This is a genomic window from Aurantiacibacter gilvus, assembly GCF_038289935.1.
Taxonomy (GTDB): Bacteria; Pseudomonadota; Alphaproteobacteria; order Sphingomonadales; family Sphingomonadaceae; genus Alteraurantiacibacter; species Alteraurantiacibacter gilvus.
The window spans coordinates 1,885,067-1,901,147 of the sequence record NZ_JBBYHV010000001.1 but is presented as its reverse complement, the minus strand read 5'-3'; the positions used below and the strand labels follow the sequence as shown (position 1 = coordinate 1,901,147).

Sequence of the window (16,081 nt, the reverse complement as noted above, 5' to 3'; positions counted from 1 at the left end):
CAATACGCTGGGCCACGTGAAGCTCGCGACGGGGCGCCAAGGGTTATTATGAACGACAGTTACAACTACCGAACAGGAGGTGCGAGCCACGGCGCTGCCGACAAGCAGCCGCGCACCGTGCCGCTGCGCCCGGTTCTGCTCGGCCTTGCTGCGGCTTTCGTGCTCGGCATTTCGGCAACGCTCTATTTTACCACGGGCGGCGACCTCGGGATCGGCAACGTCTTCAGCGTACGCAACAACGGCGAGGAGGCCGCGCCTCCGGCGGAAGACCCGGTGGCATTGGCGAGCGACGAGACGGTGACACCCGAACCCAGTCCTTCGGTAACTTCCACGACCGCTGCAACCGCACAAGCACGCGAGGCTGTCGAGCGCGCCGAGCAGGTGGTGGAACAGGCAGGTGGCCTCGACAGCCGCGTTGCCGCCATGGAGCAGCGCCTGACGCGGCTCGACATCCAGGCCCAGTCTGCCGCCGGCAATGCCGCACGGGCAGAAGGCCTGCTGATCGCCTTCGCCGCGCGCCGCGCCATCGAACGCGGTGCCCCGCTGGGCTACCTTGCGGACCAGCTGCGCCTGCGCTTTGGCGAGGCTCGTCCCAACGCCGTGCAGACGGTGATCGACGCGGCGCAGAATCCCGTCACGCTTGATCGCCTGATCGCGCGGCTGGACGGGCTTGCGCCGTCGCTGACAGATGCTCCACCGAACGAGGGTCTGATGACCTGGCTGGGCCGCGAGATTTCCGAGATCTTCGTTGTCCGGCGCGAGGACACGCCTTCCCCGGTTGCCGAACGGCGGCTGGAGCGCGCGCGACTGTTCCTCGAAAGCGGCCGGGTCGAGGCCGCCGTCTCCGAAGTACGCAACTTGCCCAATGCGGGCGAGGCCGAGGAGTGGATTGCCGACGCCGAGCGTTTCGCTGCTGCCGAGCGCGCACTGGAAACGCTGGAGACGGCAGCCGTGCTCGACCCGCGCGAACTGCGCGACGGCGGCGGTGAACGGGTGGAACAGCGCAGCCCTGCGGCTGCTGCCGAAGAAGTGAACTAGCCCTTCAACAGCTCGGGCAGGGCACCGCTCATGCCGCGGGCTTCATCCATGAAGAAGCGCTTGAGTGCAGGCGTGCGCTGGACGCCGGCCATGCCGAGGCGGCGCACAGCGCTGGCGGCCTTGCCGGGAATACCGAACAGGCGGGTTAGCGTATCGGTCGCGCCCATCACCATCAACGAATCCAGCGCGCGCCACTTCTCGTAGCGTTCCAGCAGCTGCGCATCGCCGGGGTCCAGACCCAGCCGCATGCCATCGACCAGCACTTCCACCAGCGCGCCGACATCGCGCAGGCCCAAGTTGAGGCCCTGTCCGGCAATCGGGTGCATGCCGTGGGCGGCGTCGCCCACCAGCGCCAGCCGGTCAGCCACGAGCTTGGCCGTGTGCTGGAAGCTCAGCGGCCAGGAGGAGCGCGGCCCCTCTACCGTGATCGCGCCGAGCACGCCGTGCATGCGCTTTTCGATTTCGTGGTGCAAGGCGCGGTCACCGAGCGCCAGCACACCTTCGGCGTCTTTCTCGTCGACGGTCCAGACCAGCGCGGAGCGGTGGCGGCCCTGTTCGTCGTCGAGCAGCGGAAGCAGGGCGAAAGGCCCGTCGGGATAGAAGATTTCCCACGCGACACCGTCGTGCGGTTTTTCGTGAGTCAGCCCGACAATGATCGCGCGGTGGCGGTAATCCCACTTGGCCATGGTGAACCCGGCCTCTTCGCGCGTGGGTGAGCCGCGCCCTTCGGAGCCAACCAGCAGGCTCGCCTCCAGCACCGTGCCGTCTGCGAGAGTCACCGAAACGCCGTGTTCGCCGCGGTGGCGTTCAATCACCTCGGCCATGGAGTGCCAGGTGATCAGCGGCTCGTCCTTTGCCGCTTCGAACAGCGCGAGGCGCAGCTGGCGGTTGGCGAACATCCGGCCCAATGTGCCTTCGTGCGGTTCGGGCTGGAAATCGATCCGGCCCGGTTTCATCCCGTCGGTGACGGCGATCGACTCGATCTTGCAGCCGTGCGGTTCCAGCGCCTCGGCCACGCCGATATTCCTGAACAGGTTCCAGCTGGCGGTGGAAATGGCCGAAGCGCGCCCGTCGAAACCTTCCGCAGTCAGCTCGGCGGGGTCTGCCCTGTCGACCACGTGGCTGGAAATTCCCTTGCGGGCTGCGGCCAGTGCCAGCGTCATGCCCACGAGGCCGCCGCCGAGGATGAGGAGTTCGCGCTTGGGATTCAACTTGTCCGCCATGGCTGTGGCTCCTAGATCGCTTGCCACCATGCAGGCAAGCGCGCTGTCCCTTTTCCGCTATTTCGGCGTTATTCTGGCCCTCTTCGGGGCCGTTCTGGCCATGCCTGCCATGGCCCAGCGGGACAACCACATCGACGCCGACCTGGTGGCCGAACACGCGCCGGTGGCGGGAGAGACGCTTTACGTCGCCCTGCGCTTCCGCCCCAAGGAGGGCTGGCACGGCTACTGGGCAAACCCCGGCGATGCCGGCCTCGGCATGGAGCTTGATTGGGAGCTGCCCGAGGGCTGGCAGGCGGGTGAGCCGCTCTATCCCGTGCCGCACAAGCTGGTGCTGCTGGGGATCATGAACCACGTTTACGAGGATCCTTACGCGGTTCTCGTCCCCATCGAGATCGGCCCGGACGCGGTCACGGCGAACTTCGGCGTGCCCGCTGTCGATGCCCGCTGGCTCGCCTGTTCGGACCAGCTCTGCGTTACCGAGGGCGCGCGGCTCAACCTGCGCTTCCCGCAGGAGACCGAGGCGCTGCGTGCGCAGTTCGACGAAGACCGTGCGGCGATCCCGCCGCTGATCGACCAGACCGCACAGCTCGCGTTGACGGGCGACCTGCTGCGCCTTGCCATTCCGCTGCCCGCCAGCGTCGACTTGCCCGATCCGCATGTCTTCGTGGTCCAGCAGGACGTGATCGACTACGGCGCGGAGCAGGTATTCTACCGCGACGGTGACCTGTTGGTAGTGGAGATCCCGCGCGGCGGCCTGCGCGACGAGCCGGGGGCCATCGAGGGCATGCTGTCCTTCGGCGCCGGCGGACAGGGCCTGCGCTTCGCTGCCGAGACGGGCGAAGTGCCAACCGGCGGGACGCGCATCGCCAACCGCGCACTGGAAACGCCGCTCGTGTTGCTGCTCGGCGGCGCACTGCTGGGCGGCTTGCTGCTCAACCTGATGCCTTGCGTCTTCCCCATCCTCAGCCTCAAGGCGCTGACCTTGGCGCGCGCCGGGGGCGAGGAGCGGCAGGCGAAGATCGAGGCGCTGGCCTACACCGCTGGCGTCATGCTCGCCTGCCTGGCGCTGGGCGCGCTGATGCTGGTGCTGCGCGCGGGCGGGGCGCAGGTCGGCTGGGCCTTCCAGCTGCAGGAGCCGCTCGTGGTCGCCGCGCTGCTGGTGCTGGCCGTCATGATTACCGCCAATTTTGCGGGGTTCTTCGAACTGCCCAGCCTGCCGATCCGTTCGCGCGGCCAGGGCGGAGCCTTCATGACCGGCCTGCTCGCCGCCGTGGTCGCGACTCCGTGCACCGGGCCGTTCATGGCGGCAGCGCTCGGCGCGGCGCTGCTGCTGCCCGCACCGCAGGCTATGCTGCTCTTCGCAGCGCTGGGACTGGGCCTTGCACTGCCATTCCTGCTGCTCGGCTTCGTGCCGGTCTTGCGCGGACTACTGCCCAAGCCGGGTGCCTGGATGGAGACCTTCCGCAAGGTGATGGCGGTCCCCATGGGCCTGACTGCGCTGGCGCTGGTCTGGCTGGCCTGGCGGCTTGGCGGTGAGAACTTTGCCTTTGGTGCCTCGGCCGTCGGCGTGCTGGCCATCGTGATTATCGTCTCGCTGCGCCAGCGCAGTGGCGTGATGACGGGACTGGCGGGCATTGCCGTGCTCTATTTCGCGGTCTCGCTGCCCTTCCGGGTCGAAGAACAGGTCGTCTCCGCGGAAAGCCTGCTCGACCCTGTGCCTTATTCGGAAGCGGCCTTGACCGAAGCGCGCGCTGCCGGACAGCCGGTGTTCCTCTGGTTCACTGCCGACTGGTGCCTGACCTGCAAGGTCAACGAACAGGTCGCCATCGAACGCGAAGCGACGCGCGCGGCCTTCGAGGAGGCTGGCGTCGTCGCCATGCGCGGTGACTGGACGCGCAACGATCCGGAAATCACCCGCTACCTCGAGGCGCGCGGCGCGGCGGGCGTACCGCTTTACATGTGGTATCCGGCAAGCGGTGAAGGCGAGCAACTGCCGCAGGTGCTGACGCCGGACATGCTGGCGAACCTCGCGGCGCAAGCGAACTAGGCGGCAGGTTCTCCCGCCGGCTCGGACGGATCATTCTCGACCTGCGGCGTCTGGCCGCCCACGCGGCACCATTCGAGGAATTCGCCCGGTATCCGGCTGCCCGCGATCTCCAGCGATCCGCGCCCCGGCAAGGTCGCCACCAGGTCGCGGGGGCCGGCAAAGACGTCGAGCTGCGGATCCTCGGCAGGCAGCCGCGCTTCCCAGTGCCATTCGTTGTCGCCCAGCGTGGCATCGACCATGAAGCGGCTGGTCATGCCGTTGCCCAGTACGGGGAACAGCGCGCCTTGTCCCGGCAAGGCGCGGGCATGACGAATGATGACCATTTCGGGCGGCTCGTCATTGACCATGCAGGCCAGCGTCAGCAGCGGCGGTTCACCCTCGTTGCCGAAGCGGATCGCCTGTCCGTTGGCCGCCACGCTCCAGCTGGCCGCGCTCGTATCGGGCGAGGGATCGGCCAGGGGCTGTCGCGGCTCCATGTCCTCCAGCGAGACGCGCTGCACGTCATCACGCGGAGGTTCGGGCTGCCGGTCGCAGGCCGCAAGCAGGACAAGGAAGAGGGGCAGGGTGCGCCGCATGGCCAACCCGATGCTCCGCCACTCGTCCGGTATCAAGCGGGAAGCGTTATTTGTCCCGAACTTCCGTGTTCTGTCCGGCATGACCCATGCCTGTGGCAGCCATAAGCATGCCATGGCGGCCCGGCCGTGCGGGCATATCCTGCCTCTGGTTTCACAGGGGTATCCAATGGCCGAAGTTGCACAATTCACTGCGCACCGTTCTCCGAAGAAGATGATCCTGATGGTGGGCCTGCTGGTCATGCTCGGCGGGCTGCTGGTGCTGGTCGACCCATCGTCGCTGGTGCCGGGCGACGGCCTGACCACCAGCGGGTCGCGCCGCTATCGCTCGCTGGAGGTGCTCGCCTTCGTCGCCCCGTGGATCGGCTGGTTCGCGATCGTGGTGGCGGCGGCTTTCGTGCCGCGCATCCTGCGGCGCGGCGTCGAAATCCACGTCGGCCCCGAAGGCATCACCTATCCGCCAGCGCTGAAAGAGGTGCTGCCGTGGGACCGCATCGTGCGGATCGCCGTACGCAAGATGAGCATCTACCGCGTGCTGTCCGTGGATATCAGCGATGCCGACAGGTTCCCGATCAGGCCGATGGCGCGCAAGATCGCCAAGCTCAACAAGAGCTCCGGCGACTTCGGCGACATCAATATCGAGACCAACCGCTCCGACGGCAATTTCGACGAATTGCTGGCGGTGGTGGAGCAGTACTGTCCGGTGGAGCGATAGGTTGCCGCGATTTGGGCTTGCTTGTTTGCGGATCCGCCCGAACAATCAGCGCCATGATTCATAAACCTATTCTTGCCGCCGCAGCACTGGTCCTGTCGCTGCCTGCCGCTGCGCAAGATGTGCAGAGCGAGCGCAACCCGGTCAGCGAGGACGAGCAGGCCTTGCGCCAGACGCTGGTGCTGGATGCGCCGCTGGCTGACCTGTGGAACCTGTTTGCTACCGACGCCGGTGTCTCCAGCTGGATGGCACCCGTCGGCTATGTCGACCTGCGCACCGGCGGCATGATCCGCACCAATTACAATGCTTGCGCCGAACCCGAAGACGATGGCTGGATCGAAAACACCATCGTCAACTTCGTGCCCGAGCGCATGATCACCTTGCAGGCCAATCTCGAGCCCCAGCGCGAAGCATCGTGGATGAACGAGACGATCTATGCCCGCCGCGATAACCTCTACTCCGTGATCGAGTTCGAGGCGGTCTCGCCTGACCAGACACGTCTGACCATGTGGGGTCTCGGCTATGGCATCGGCCCCGAGTGGGAAACGATTTTAGGCTTCTTCACGGCGGGCAACGAATGGACCTTCGCCCAGCTGCAGCGGGCGGTTGCCGGGGAGCAGGTCTATCCCGGGTGCGACGAATAGCCGCGCCCGGCTGACTCAGCGCGAGCGGATGAAAGCGCGGATGTCTTCGGCAAGCCGATGCCGGTCCTCGTCGCGCACGTACATCATGTGGCCCGCGTCGTAGTAGTGGAACTGTACCCGGTCCTGCGGGATGCCCATGCGGTTGAGCGACAATTCGGCCCCGAAGAACGGCGTGGCGAAGTCGTAGTAGCCCTGCGCCACGAAGGTGCGCAGTCCGCTGTTCTGGCGCATGGCCTGTCCGATATAGGGCGCCACGTTGAGATAGGCATTGCGACCCTGTCCGCGGAGCGTCCAGTCCCACATTCCGCCGATACTGCCGATCGACTGGTACTCGCGCCGCGTCTCCCAGCCCAGGCTCTCGCGTGACCAGGTATTGATCGCGGCGGTATAGCCGGCGTCGATGCCATAGAAGCTGGGATCGTCGTCGGGCGTTTCGCCTGCATCGTCGAAATCGGTGCCGGTATAGCGCGCGTCGAGCCGCCCGATGGTCAGCCCCTGGTCGCGCAGCAACTCCTTGTAGAACCGCTGGTCGGTTACACGCAGGTCCGCCTGTTCGAGATAGCGTTCCGACAGGCCGGTGAGCCGCGATAGCTCGGCACGAACCGCGGCGCGTTCCTCGGCAGGCAGGTCTGCGCCTTGCAGCAGGGCGGTGATGTAGGGGCCGATAGCGAACTGGCGCGCTTCCTCGGCAATGGCCGCGGCGCTCTCGGCCTGCACCCGGCCATGATACCAGGCGGCGGTGGCCATGTTGGGCAGGGTGACGACATAGGCCATCTCGTTGCCCGGCGTGGGCTCGCGCGCGGCGAAGTCGAGGATGGTGGAGATCAGGATCAGCCCGTTCAGCCCGACGTCGTTGTAGGTTCCGCCTTCCAGCTGGTTCACCACGGTTGCCGTACGGGTGGTGCCGTAGCTTTCGCCGCCAAGGTACTTGGGGCTGTTCCAGCGGCCGTTCTCGTTCAGCCACAGGCGGATCACCTGCGCCACGGCCTCGGCATCCTGCGTCAGGCCGTAATAGCGCGAGGGATCGGTGTCTTCGAGCAGGTAGGAGAAGCCCGTGCCCGGCGGATCGATGAAGACGAGGTCGGCCACGTCCAGCAGGCTGTCGGCGTTGGGCAGGATGGGATAGGGCGGGCCGCCATCGTCCTGCGCGTCCGACGGGATCGCCACGCGCACCGGTCCGAAAGCGCCCATCTGCAACCAGACAGAGCCCGAACCGGGACCGCCATTGAACAGGAAGAAGACCGGGCGCGCACTGTCGACCGGGGTGCGCACGTAAGAGGTGGTGACCACCATGGCTTCCGGCGTGCCGTCGTCGGCGGTGAGCAGGTTCTCCTGCATGGTGACGCGGTAGTCGATCCGCTGGCCGCCGAAGGTGCCCGACATGTCCACCGTGCGCACTTGCGGCTCGGGTGCGGCGGGACTGGCGGCCTCCTGGTCCTGCGACAGGGAGGGCGTGGCGGTGGCGGCAAGCGCGAAGGCTGCCGTGGCGGTGAGCAGGTGCGTGAGTTTCATGGGCAACGGATTGGCGGCTGGGCGCGCCGAGGTCAATCCGCCACCGGGATCCTCAGGCAGCGGGTTTGCGGAACTTCAGCATGAAGCGGTCGGAGTAGCCGTCCAGCGCCTCGTCGAACACGCTCCGGGTATGGTCGTCCGCCGGATTGGCGAGCAGGTCGCTCCGGTCCACCAGAACGAAGCCCGCGCGTTCGAAGTCGGCGATTACCACGTCGGCGGCGATACGGTGCATGGCATCCACCGAGGCGCGCGGTTCGCTGCCCGCGTCGGCCGCATGGTCGATCACCACAACATGGCCACCGGGACGGGTCGCGGCGAACAGGCCCGTGACCAGCACGTCCGGGTCGGACAGCGGGATCCGGTACTGCTCGGACTGCCAGTAGATGTCGTGGTAGCTGTTGTTGATCAGCACGAGGTCGAAGCTGTCGGCGGCGTAACTGAACTGGTCGAAGGGATAGCGCACACGGGCCGCACCGGGGTTGGCGGCGAGGATCGAATCCCACAGCGCATTGGCGCGGTCCTCGTTGTAGAACTGCTCCGGCTGCAGCGCGGCGACCGAGCCTTCGGGGCCGACGATAGGGGCCATTATCTCGGTCCAGTAGCCAAGGCCGGGCATGATGTCGGCGACGTCCATGCCTGCTTCGATCCTCGCCCAGGCGAGCACCTCGGCAGGCTTGCGCCCTTCGTCCATCACCAGCGCGCCTTCGTAACGGTCGGGCGAGGCTACGGCCTCGGCAATCGAGACCTGCGCCAGCGCGGGCGCGGAAAAGGCCATGGCGACGGCGAAACAAACGCCGGTGAGAAGTGAATAACGCATGCAGGAACCCCCGAAGTTATCTGGGGGATAGTGTGCGGGCGCGGCGCGGCGGGCAATCGGGCGACTTGCCGTTGGTCGAACGGCGATTGCGGCTGGTCGAAATGGCAAGTGTTTACCGCATCTTCCGCTGGGTCTTGCCGTAACGCATCTTGCGCGTGCCGGGCTTGCCCTCGTTGCTGCGGCCCACCATCGGTGCGCGCTTTTCTTCGAGGCCCAGTTCCTCGTTCTCGAGGCGGCGGATTTCGTCGCGGAGGCGGCCGGCTTCCTCGAATTCGAGGTCGGCAGCGGCGGCGCGCATGCGCTTCTCGAGGTCTTCGATATAGGCGCGCAGGTTGTGACCCACGAGGTTGTTGCGCTCGTCGTCGCCGGTATCGACGGTGACGCCGTCCTGCGAGGCGGTGTGGGCGACGATATCAGCGATGGCGCGCTTGATCGTCTGCGGGGTGATTCCGTGTTCCTCGTTGTAGGCGCGCTGCTTTTCGCGGCGACGATCGGTCTCCGCCATGGCGCGTTCCATCGAGCCGGTAATGCGGTCGGCATAGAGGATGACCTTGCCGTCGACGTTGCGCGCGGCGCGGCCGATGGTCTGGATCAGCGAGGTTTCGCTGCGCAGGAAGCCTTCCTTGTCGGCGTCGAGGATGCAGACGAGGCCGCATTCGGGAATGTCGAGGCCTTCGCGCAGCAGGTTGATGCCGACCAGCACGTCATAGACGCCAAGCCGCAGGTCGCGGATCAGTTCGATGCGTTCCAGCGTCTCCACGTCGGAGTGCATGTAGCGCACGCGCACGCCCTGTTCGTGCATGAATTCGGTCAGGTCCTCGGCCATGCGCTTGGTCAGCGTGGTGACGAGCGTACGGTAGCCCTTGGCGGCCACGGCCTTGGCCTCGGCGATGCAGTCCTGCACCTGGTCCTCGACCGGCTTGATCTCAACCGGCGGGTCGATCAGGCCGGTGGGGCGGATCACCTGTTCGGCGAAGACGCCGCCGGTCTGTTCCATTTCCCAGCTTCCCGGCGTGGCCGAGACGGCGACGGTTTGCGGGCGCATGGCGTCCCATTCGTTGAAGCGCAGCGGGCGGTTGTCGATACAGCTGGGCAGGCGGAAGCCGTATTCGGCCAGCGTGATCTTGCGCCGGTGGTCACCCTTCGACATGGCCCCGATCTGCGGCACGGTCTGGTGGCTCTCGTCGACGAAGAGCAGGGCGTTTTCGGGCAGGTATTCGAACAGGGTGGGCGGCGGCTCGCCGGGCAGGCGGCCGGTCAGGAAGCGGCTGTAATTCTCGATCCCTGCGCAGGAGCCGGTGGCGGCGATCATCTCGAGGTCGAAATTGGTGCGCTGTTCCAGCCGCTGGTGTTCGAGCAACTTGCCTTCGGCCTCCAGTTCTTCCAGCCGGTGCGCCAGCTCGAACTTGATGGCTTCGGTAGCCTGCTTCATCGTCGGACCGGGCGTCACGTAGTGCGAGTTTGCATAGACGCGCACCTTGCCCAGGTTCTGGCCCTTCTTGCCCGTCAGCGGATCGAACTCGGCAATGTCCTCGATCTCGTCGCCGAAGAAGCTGATGCGCCAGGCGGTGTCTTCCAGATGGCTGGGGAACAGCTCCAGGTTGTCGCCGCGCACGCGGAAGTTGCCGCGCGCGAAGGCGGCATCGTTGCGCTTGTACTGCAGGGCCACCAGCTTGCGGATCAGTTCGCGCTGGTCGACCGTGTCGCCCGCCTTGATGTCGAAAATCATGGCCGAATAGGTCTCGACCGAGCCGATACCGTAGAGGCACGAGACCGAGGCGACGATCAGCACGTCGTCGCGTTCCAGCAAGGCGCGGGTCGCCGAGTGGCGCATCCGGTCGATCGCCTCGTTCACCGAGCTTTCCTTCTCGATGTAGGTGTCCGACCGGGGCACGTAGGCTTCCGGCTGGTAGTAGTCGTAGTAGGAGACGAAATACTCGACCGCGTTCTCGGGGAAGAAGCTCTTGAACTCGCCATAGAGCTGCGCGGCGAGGATCTTGTTGGGGGCCAGCACCAGCGCGGGGCGCTGCAACTGCTCGATCACCTTGGCCATGGTGAAGGTCTTGCCGCTGCCGGTGACGCCCAGCAGCACCTGCGTCTGCTCGCCGTCCCTGGCGCCTGCCACCAGTTCGGCGATGGCGGTCGGCTGGTCGCCCGAAGGCTCGTATTCGGAAACCAGCTTGAACGGCTTGCCGCCTTCGACCTTGTCCGGCCGCGCGGGCCGGTGCGGGGTGAATTCGCCGGAAGTATCCGGCTCTTCCAGCCCGCGACGGATGACGAGTTCTGCCATGGGCGGGGATATGGGTCACCGGGAACGAAATGGCAACGCGGTTTGCCTGATCTTTACCACTTTGTCCGATATTTCCGCCACCTATCCATCCGGGCGATCGAAGGGGGACCCGATGCGCAAGTCTGTAATCCTGCCGCTGCTGGCACTGCCCGCCCTGGCGGGCTGTTTCGGCGATGATCCTGCCGCTGGAGCAGATGCCGCCCGAATTCGCCGCCATCGAAGGCAGTGAGAACCGCTGCGGCGAACCCAAGTTCACCGACGTCGACTGGCAGGAAGACGACATCAACCGGCAGGTCATGGGTGAATGCACCATGGAAAGCTACACGGTCACGCCCACGCGCGTCGATGGCAGCGGCGTGTGCCAGATCGGGCAGGGCAGCATGACCTCCAGCCCGCGCCTGACGGTGGGGATCGACCAGGCGGAGGACAGCTACCGGATGGTGGTGTCGATGGAGGTTCGCTGGTCGATCCGGCCACCAGCCAGTCGCATACCTATCGGGTGATCGCCGTGCAGGAAGGCACCCGCACCGGCGACTGCTAGCGACAGAAATATGCGCAAGCGCGTTGGCACTTTGCCAAGCGCTTGTTATCCATTGCCTTGAAAGACGCGTTGGCACGGTGCCACGCGCCCTTGAGGGGAATTTCAAATGCGTATTGTTCTCGCCGCGCCGATCGCTCTCGGTCTGGCCCTTGCCGCCTGCGGCGAAACCGGAAGTGCCGATGCTGACGGTGACGGTGTCATTTCGGCTGAAGAGATGACCGCAGCGGTCGCGGATCGCGAACCGATGCAGCCGGGCAATTACCAGCTGAGCATGGAAGTGTTGGAACTGGAAGACCCGGAGTCGAGCCCCGAAGAGCTGCAGCAGGCGCGTGCCTTCTTCGAGATGATGGGTTCGATGGCCCCGCCGCAGTGCATGACCGAGGAAGACCTCAACGGCGGCATGATGGACATTGCCGAGTCCATGCAGAACGGTGACTGCGAGGTAACCAGCATGAACTCTGCCGGCAGCAACATGAATGCCGAGATGAGCTGTCAGTCGGACGGCGGTGGGACAGCCACCGTCACTGTCGACAGCACACAGACTGCGACCTCCTCGGAAATGACAATGACCGCAGTCGAAGCAGCCGAGGGTGGCGAACGCCGCTTGTCCATGCGCATCGGCATGGAACGCACGGGCGACTGCAGCTAGGCCGCAGCCGGTAACCATGTCCGGGCGCAGGTGCCCGGTTTTGGGACGCTGCCGCTTGCCGCAATTGGCAGGGTGAGGGCGCGACGGTAACCCTGCAGGCGAAACTCGGCGGGTTTTCCGCCACTTGCCTATAGGGGATTACCGATGCGCCTCACCCATGCCCTGTCACCGGCTCTGACCCGGGCCCTGCCGCTCATGGCCGCCGTCGCCCTGGCTGCCTGCGGCAGCGACACCGACGAGGAATTGGCCGACGAAGCCCTGACCATGGACGAGGTCCTGTCGGAAAACGTTGACAACATCGCCCTGCCGATGCCGGGCGAATACAGCACCGATGTCGAACTGATATCCTTTGAAGTGCCCGGTGCCTCGAGTGTGGACATGGATGCCTTGCGCGCTGCCTTCGCCGAAGGTGCGGCCGAGCAGCCCAGCTTCTGCGTCACCGAAGCCATGGACCGGGAAGCATGGATCTCGGCCATGACCGACAACAGCTGCACGATCTCGCGCCTCAATGCCGATGGCACCGATATCTCGATGGCCATGTCGTGCCTCGCCGAGAACGGTCCGCAGGGCGAAATCACGCTGACGGGGACGCAGGGGGAAACCAGCTCCACTCTCGAAATGGAGACGGTCCAGCCGATCCCCGGCCACGGCGAGGCCAACATTGTCTTGCGGGTCACAACCGAACGCACTGGTGACTGCAGCTAGGCAAGGCTAGACTTGCGGTCATGAGCCGCATTGTACTGATTTCCGGTCCGCTATGCGCTGCCGCTCTTGGTGCGGCGCACTCATGACTACGGCGGACGATCCCCGTCCACCGCTTGGGCATCGCCTCGGCGCCTTCGCTCGCGGCGTCGGCACCTCGCTCACGCGCCGTGCGCGGCTGGTGACGGGCAATGCGCCGCAGAACGTACATACGCCGCCGCTGCGCCTGTTCCTTGCCGAAGCAGGCTTCCTGCTGACCCCCTTGGTACGCAAATTCTCGCCCCCGCTACCGATCGAGCCGGCGGACAATCCCAAAGTCATCATACTGCTGCCGGGTTTCGCCACCGCGCCGTGGCGAATGAAGTTCATGGCGCAGCAGCTTGAACGCGCGGGGCACAAGGTGAAGCGCTGGGGGCTGGGCTACAACTACGGGCCGACACCGCAGAACATCGCCATCTTGGCCGAGCGCGTGCAGTCAGTGCGCCGGCGTTACGGGCAGCAAGTGGTGCTGATCGGCTGGAGCCTCGGCGGGATCTTCGCTCGCGAGGTGGCAAAGATGCACCCCGATTGCGTGGCCAAGGTCATCACCATGGGCACCCCCTTCAGCCACTCGCCCTATTCCAACAACATCTGGCGCATCTACCAGGTAACCGTCGGCCACAGCGTAGAGGCCCCGCCGGTGGACGTCACCATGCATGAAAAGCCGCCCGTGGAGACGGTTGCCTTCTGGTCTCCGCGCGACGGCGTGATCTCGCGCCGCGCGGCTTGCGGCCTGCCGGGAGAACGCGATCGCGCGGTCGCTTTGCGGTGCACGCACATGGGCTTTTGCAACTCTGGCGAGGTCATCATGGCACTTGATCAGGAACTGAAGCGCGATTGAGTCTTTGACTAAGAGACTGAATGGCGCATGTTGCAACTGCGAGATGAGCCGATTCCCGCACTGAACAGGGGTATATGTGACCGCTTCCGAGCCGTCCAATTTCGACGAGATGCATGCACCGGACGGATCGGTGCGCCAGGCCTACCGCGGTTACCAGCGGTGGCTGGAGCAGCAGGAAGACGGCTGGATGAAGCGCAAGGACTTCGAAGCCGAAAGCTTCTTCCGGCGCACCGGCATCACTTTCAATGTCTACGGTGAGAACGATGCCGAAGAACGGCTGATCCCGTTCGACATGGTGCCGCGCATCATCAGTGGCGGCGAATGGCGGCGGCTGAGCAAGGGCATCGAGCAGCGCGTGCGCGCGCTCAACGCCTTCATGCATGACCTGTATCACCGGCAGGAGATCATCCGCTCCGGCCGGCTGCCTGAACGCCTTTTCCGCAACAATGCCGCCTGGCTGCCGCAGATGGTGGGCTTCACGCCGCCGGGCGGGGTCTACACGCACATCACCGGCATCGACCTGGTGCGTACCGGCCCGGACGAATTCATGGTGCTGGAAGACAATGCCCGCACCCCCAGCGGCGTCTCCTACATGCTGGAGAACCGCGAGACGATGATGGCCATGTTCCCCGAGCTGTTCAGCACGGTGAAGGTGCGCGATGTCTCGGACTATCCGCGGCGACTGGCCAAGAGCCTCGCGGCCTGCGCACCGCAAGGTGCCGGGCCGAAACCCTCGATCGCGGTGCTGACGCCGGGCATTTTCAACTCGGCCTATTACGAACACGCCTTCCTGGCAGACCAGATGGGTGCCGAATTGGTCGAAGGCAGTGACCTGCGCGTGGTCAATGGCAAGGTGCAGATGCGGACGACCGTCGGCTTCCGCCCGGTCGACGTGCTCTATCGCCGCGTCGATGACGAATACCTCGATCCGTTGTCCTTCAACCCCGACAGCGTGCTGGGGGTGCCGGGCATCATGGATGTCTATCGTGCCGGCAATATCACCATTGCCAATGCCCCGGGGACGGGCGTCGCCGACGACAAGGCGATCTATTCCTTCATGCCCGAGATCGTCGAGTTCTACACCGGCGAGGAGGCCATCTTGCCCAATGTCGAGACCTGGCGGTGCGCCGATCCCGACAGTCTCAAGTACGTGCTCGACAACCTTGCGGATCTGGTGGTGAAGGAAGTGCACGGCTCGGGCGGCTACGGCATGCTGATCGGCCCCACGGCCAGCAAGAAGGATATCGCCACCTTCCGCAAGAAGCTGGAGAACAATCCGGACAATTACATCGCCCAGCCGACGCTTTCGCTGTCGACCTGCCCGATCTTCACGAAGAAGGGGCTGGCCCCGCGGCACGTCGACCTGCGGCCCTTCGTGCTCTGCTCGCCCGATGGCGTCGACATCACGCCCGGCGGCCTGACCCGTGTCGCGCTGAAGAAGGGCTCGTTGGTGGTGAACTCCTCGCAAGGCGGGGGCACCAAGGATAGCTGGGTGCTGGACGACTGATGTTAGGACGCGTCGCTCACGGCATCTTCTGGATGTACCGCTATCTCGAACGGGCAGAGAACACTGCGCGCCTGCTGGCGGCCGGGCAGCGCATGGCCCTGACGCGCGGGCAGGATCTGGCCGACAGCGAATGGAAGTCGGTGCTCACCACGCTGGGCCTGCGGCCGGCCTATGAAGAGCACTTCGAAGATTACACCGGCGCGCATGTCTGCGATTTCGTGCTGCGGTCGAAGCACAATCCCGAAAGCGTCCTGTCGATGGTGGAGCGGGCGCGCACCAATGCCCGCACCTGCCGATCGGCACTGACGGCGGAGGTTTGGGAAGCCGTCAACGAAGGCTGGATGACCTTGCGCGACCTGCTGGCCAAACCGGTACGCGACGCGACGCTGGGAGCGGCGCTCGGCGCAATCCGGCGCGAATCCACTCTGGCGCGCGGTGCCACGCACGGTTCGATGCTGCGCAACGAGACCTATTGCTTCACCCGGCTCGGTACCTTTCTCGAGCGGGCTGACAACACCGCACGCATCCTCGACGTGAAGTACTACCTGCTACTGCCGTCGATTTCCTATGTCGGCACGCCGCTCGACAGCGGCCAGTGGGACAACGTGCTGCGCTCGCTTTCGGCAGAGCGCGCCTATCGCTGGCTCAACGCCGGGCGGATGGACGCGCGCTCGATCGCCGACTTCCTGATCCTCGACGACCGTTTCCCGCGCAGCCTCGTATTCTGCTATTCGACCTTGCGGGAAAACCTTGCCGAACTGGCGCAGTTGCACGGCGCGGAAGGCGAATGCCATGCCGCGATGCGCGAAGCGGACCTGCGGCTCAACGACAAGACCGTTGAAGACATCTTCGAACAGGGGCTGCACCAGTTCCTGCTCGAATTCATCGCCGACAACCAGCGACTGGCCGGTGCCATCGCGCAAGACTATCGCTTCGTGAGCTGAGGA

Annotated in this window: 15 protein-coding genes; 10 read left to right on the top strand and 5 right to left on the bottom strand. The window is 65.4% G+C overall.

The annotated features are described in order from the left end of the window. Positions 1-48 precede the first annotated feature (48 nt). Entirely contained in the window at positions 49-1,038 is a 990-nt protein-coding gene (locus AAEO60_RS09475; RefSeq protein ID WP_341673410.1) for a hypothetical protein, read from the top strand. On the opposite strand, the gene AAEO60_RS09470 is transcribed toward AAEO60_RS09475, so the two are convergent. Then, a complete protein-coding gene (locus tag AAEO60_RS09470) occupies positions 1,035-2,261 on the bottom strand; it encodes a UbiH/UbiF/VisC/COQ6 family ubiquinone biosynthesis hydroxylase (RefSeq protein ID WP_341673409.1) in 1,227 nt (408 codons plus the stop codon). The two genes, AAEO60_RS09475 and AAEO60_RS09470, sit on opposite strands and share 4 nt — an antisense overlap. Here AAEO60_RS09470 and AAEO60_RS09465 point away from each other — a divergent pair. Beyond that, entirely contained in the window at positions 2,239-4,308 is a 2,070-nt protein-coding gene (locus AAEO60_RS09465) for a protein-disulfide reductase DsbD family protein (protein WP_341673408.1), read from the top strand. The genes AAEO60_RS09470 and AAEO60_RS09465 overlap by 23 nt on opposite strands. On the opposite strand, the gene AAEO60_RS09460 is transcribed toward AAEO60_RS09465, so the two are convergent. Then, entirely contained in the window at positions 4,305-4,883 is a 579-nt protein-coding gene (locus tag AAEO60_RS09460; protein ID WP_341673407.1) for a hypothetical protein, read from the bottom strand. The genes AAEO60_RS09465 and AAEO60_RS09460 overlap by 4 nt on opposite strands. Positions 4,884-5,049: 166 nt before the next feature. On the opposite strand from AAEO60_RS09460, the gene AAEO60_RS09455 reads away from it, so the two are divergent. Together AAEO60_RS09455 and AAEO60_RS09450 are read left to right on the top strand one after the other, a co-directional pair. Then, entirely contained in the window at positions 5,050-5,595 is a 546-nt protein-coding gene (locus tag AAEO60_RS09455; protein ID WP_341673406.1) for a hypothetical protein, read from the top strand. A 53-nt stretch (positions 5,596-5,648) separates the two neighbouring features. After that, positions 5,649-6,236, top strand: a complete 588-nt coding sequence (locus tag AAEO60_RS09450; protein ID WP_341673405.1) for an SRPBCC family protein — start codon at positions 5,649-5,651, stop codon at positions 6,234-6,236. Positions 6,237-6,251: 15 nt separating this feature from the next. Here AAEO60_RS09450 and AAEO60_RS09445 read toward each other — a convergent pair whose 3' ends face one another. The 3 genes from AAEO60_RS09445 to uvrB all read right to left on the bottom strand — a co-directional run bounded on the left by AAEO60_RS09445 (position 6,252) and on the right by uvrB (position 10,855). After that, positions 6,252-7,748, bottom strand: coding sequence for a S10 family peptidase (locus AAEO60_RS09445; RefSeq protein ID WP_341673404.1), 1,497 nt, complete (start codon positions 7,746-7,748; stop codon positions 6,252-6,254). 52 nt (positions 7,749-7,800) lie between these two features. Beyond that, positions 7,801-8,565 (bottom strand): class I SAM-dependent methyltransferase, encoded by a 765-nt coding sequence (locus AAEO60_RS09440; protein ID WP_341673403.1) that lies wholly within the window; start codon positions 8,563-8,565, stop codon positions 7,801-7,803. A 112-nt stretch (positions 8,566-8,677) separates the two neighbouring features. Then, positions 8,678-10,855, bottom strand: a complete 2,178-nt coding sequence (gene uvrB, locus AAEO60_RS09435; RefSeq protein WP_341673402.1) for an excinuclease ABC subunit UvrB — start codon at positions 10,853-10,855, stop codon at positions 8,678-8,680. Positions 10,856-11,028: 173 nt separating this feature from the next. Here uvrB and AAEO60_RS09430 point away from each other — a divergent pair, with 173 nt between their 5' ends. The 6 genes from AAEO60_RS09430 (at position 11,029) to AAEO60_RS09405 (ending at position 16,078) form a co-directional block, all read left to right on the top strand. Next, the gene (locus AAEO60_RS09430; protein ID WP_341673401.1) at positions 11,029-11,358 is read left to right on the top strand and encodes a hypothetical protein; all 330 of its coding nucleotides are present in this window, start codon (positions 11,029-11,031) and stop codon (positions 11,356-11,358) included. Between the two features lie 144 nt (positions 11,359-11,502). Further along, positions 11,503-12,045: a DUF3617 domain-containing protein gene (locus AAEO60_RS09425; protein ID WP_341673400.1), complete on the top strand. Its 543-nt coding sequence runs from the start codon at positions 11,503-11,505 to the stop codon at positions 12,043-12,045. Positions 12,046-12,189: 144 nt separating this feature from the next. Beyond that, a complete protein-coding gene (locus tag AAEO60_RS09420) occupies positions 12,190-12,750 on the top strand; it encodes a DUF3617 domain-containing protein (RefSeq protein ID WP_341673399.1) in 561 nt (186 codons plus the stop codon). Positions 12,751-12,832: 82 nt separating this feature from the next. Next, entirely contained in the window at positions 12,833-13,627 is a 795-nt protein-coding gene (locus tag AAEO60_RS09415) for an esterase/lipase family protein (RefSeq protein ID WP_341673398.1), read from the top strand. A gap of 109 nt (positions 13,628-13,736) precedes the next feature. Next, entirely contained in the window at positions 13,737-15,134 is a 1,398-nt protein-coding gene (locus tag AAEO60_RS09410; protein ID WP_423970144.1) for a circularly permuted type 2 ATP-grasp protein, read from the top strand. After that, the gene (locus AAEO60_RS09405) at positions 15,134-16,078 is read left to right on the top strand and encodes an alpha-E domain-containing protein (RefSeq protein ID WP_341673396.1); all 945 of its coding nucleotides are present in this window, start codon (positions 15,134-15,136) and stop codon (positions 16,076-16,078) included. Before AAEO60_RS09410 ends, AAEO60_RS09405 begins: the two co-directional genes overlap by 1 nt. The last annotated feature ends 3 nt before the right edge of the window (positions 16,079-16,081 follow it).